This window comes from Methanocalculus sp. (genome assembly GCF_029762515.1).
GTDB lineage: Archaea > Halobacteriota > Methanomicrobia > Methanomicrobiales > Methanocorpusculaceae > Methanocalculus.
This window is the reverse complement of record NZ_JARVGN010000317.1, coordinates 1-2744: the sequence shown is the minus strand read 5'-3', so window position 1 is coordinate 2744 and position 2744 is coordinate 1. Positions and strand designations below refer to the sequence as shown.

Below are 2744 nucleotides of genomic sequence, written 5' to 3'. Positions count from 1 at the left end.
CCGGCAAGGGGAACAACCCTGATATGTATCCTCCCCTTTGGATTCTTACCCCTGCTGATACGGGCGCCCGGATGTTCGATACCGTGATCGATCGCATTTCGTGTCATATGGAGCAGTGGATCCTTGAGGGCTTCGAGGATACGCCGGTCGATCTCGATCTCCCCGCCATCAACGATGAAATCCACCTGTTTGCCGGATGATCCCGCAACTTCCCTGACAAACATCTGGAATGGAACGAGAATCTGGGAGAAGGGGATCAGAACGGCTTCATGGATGGTTGCTGCAATGGAGAGTGCCCCCGACTCAAGCACGGTTCGCTCACGGGTATTTGACTGGACCTGGTTTGAGAGGTCGAATTTGAAAGAATCGATATACTCGCGGTTCTTCTTTAAAAAATGTATAATATGGTCAATTGCACGAATATCACGGTCATTAATCTCTCTTCCCGATTCGATTAAATCTTCGATGACGTGCATCTCGCTTGCGATCTGGACCTGTGCCCATTGCCATGATGCGACATCGAGCATCATGTGATCCAGTTCCCGCATCCTGTGGGCAAGCATGAGCCGTGCCGTTAAGAGTTCATCAGATCCGCCGATGAGGCGATCAAGGGTTTTGGTTGCAATCCTGATCGTCTCGGTCTCCCGTATCCGGGGAAGGTCGTTTCTTGGAGTATATGTCTCCTGCTCTTTCTGAGGGTGTGTAGTACTGTTCCTGACAGCCCGGAGTTCCCTGATGATTGCAACCGGAGATACCTTCTCTCCGGCAATGATCGATCGAATGACAAGAACGGCCCGGTGAAAGAGATCATACCCTGCGCTATCCGGGATATAGTCTCCACTCCGGACTCCGGAGAGTGCTGTTTCAAGGTGCTGACAGATCGATTCGATCTCACGGAGTGCTACTGCCCGTGCAGCACCTTTCAGGCTGTGTGTCCTCCGGTAGATCGACTCCGAGATGGCAGGATCGATTGTACCCCTGCCCCGTTCAAGGGCGATGAGATCCTCGGTAATGGATGCGAGGATCTCATCTGACTCATCCCGGAAGGTTGCAAGAAGACCCTCCCTCAAATCATCATCCCATCCCGGCATATCAGACGTGGTACTGTTCGGTGATCTTCTTCAGGCGGATACCGAGTTCATGCAGATCTTCTGCTGTCTTCTCAGCCTTCTGGGTGTTTTCAAGATTCTTCCTGGCAGCGTCCTGGATCTTCTCCATTGCATGTGAAATTCTGTCCATACCGCTCGCCTGCTCGGAGATCGAGTCAGCAATCTCATACGCTTCTTTGGATGAGTCAGCAACAGCTGATGCAAGCACTTCAATTGCCTCCCGTGCCTGTGCAGTCAGCCCGACGGTATCCTCAACCGATGCTGATCCCCGGTCGACTGAAACGACCGTTCCTGATACTCCACGCTGGATATCGGTCAGGATCGTCCTGATATGCGATGTTGCCTGTTTGGACTGTTCGGCAAGGTTATGAATCTCATCAGCAACAACGGCAAATCCCTTTCCGAATTCGCCTGCCTTTGCCGCCTCGATTGAGGCGTTGACGGCAAGAAGGTTCGATTGTTCTGAGATATCCGTGACTGTTGCAATGATCTCCCCGACAGCATTGCTCTGTTCAGAGAGCTTGACGACATTTGTCCCGATGACATCCATCTGGCGGCGGATCTGGTTCATACCGTCAAGGATCTCCTGGATTGATCGCTGCCCGTCTTTGCTGACGAAGCTGGTCTTCATCGCTTTCTCAGTAACCTCGCGTGTCTTCAGATTGGCGCGGTCGGTCTGTATCCTGACGCTTTCAACTGCATCTGTTGTTTCGTCAACGATCCTGACTGTCTGCGAACTCTCAGAGGACAGATGAGAGGTAACCGCGATGATCTCGCTTGATGCTGACGAGATGACCGAGATTCCTTCATAAAGCTCTTCGGTGATCAGTTTCATCAGCCGTGATAACTCGATACCAATCGTGTTGAGCGCATCACGGTACGCGATGAACTCTCCTGCAACCGGAATGTCGGGATCAAACCGTGCTGTGAAATCTCCGGCCGCATAGTATCCGGCAAGCCTCATAGCTTCATTCACCGGCTCGGTGATCCGTTCAAGCGTCTTGTTGAAACCAGCGATGATCCTCCGGTAACTGCCGTGGAATGCCTTCTCATCGCCACGGATCTTCAGATCTCCCGCCCATGCGGCATCGGTCATCCTGAGAGTCTCTCTGTGGAGATGGTCAAGAGACTCCATCATCATTCTTATTGCAGGGCGGATCTCGTCACGCTCGTCCTGGATCTCAATCTCCTCGACATATTCCCCGTTTGCGAGACGTTTGATGTTTCCGACGATGTTCGTCTGGAGATTCTCAGCAAACTCGTCCATCGTCTCTGCCATGATCCCGATCTCATCTTTTCTTCTGAGATTCAGCCTGACAGAGAGATGGCCGCTTTTCAGCTCTTTGATCATGAGTACGACCTGTTGGAGCGGTTCAGATATCGATCTGCCGAAGAGGATGGCGACAACGGCTCCGACGATGATCGAGGAGAGCATAACAACAACGAGTGTATCACGGATTGTGTTGATTGGCCCGGTAAAATCAGAGAGATCTGCCCTCGAGACGATATACCAGTCGAGAGGTTCGAAGTAGGTGTAGACATCAACATAATCCATGCTGTCTGCCTGATGGTACAGTACCCCTTCCCCTTCGGATTTAAATGTGTTGAAGAACTCCTGGTCTGCCCAGTTCTCTC

The 2744-nt window shown here is 51.9% G+C and carries 2 protein-coding genes; both read right to left on the bottom strand.

Translation table 11 applies throughout. The annotated features are described in order from the left end of the window. The coding region (locus QCH34_RS10210) for an Hpt domain-containing protein (RefSeq protein WP_300333711.1) at positions 1-1091 on the bottom strand (1091 nt) is incomplete at its 3' end. Between the two features lies 1 nt (position 1092). Then, a partial coding sequence (locus tag QCH34_RS10205; protein WP_300333708.1) for a methyl-accepting chemotaxis protein occupies positions 1093-2744 on the bottom strand: 1652 nt, incomplete at its 5' end.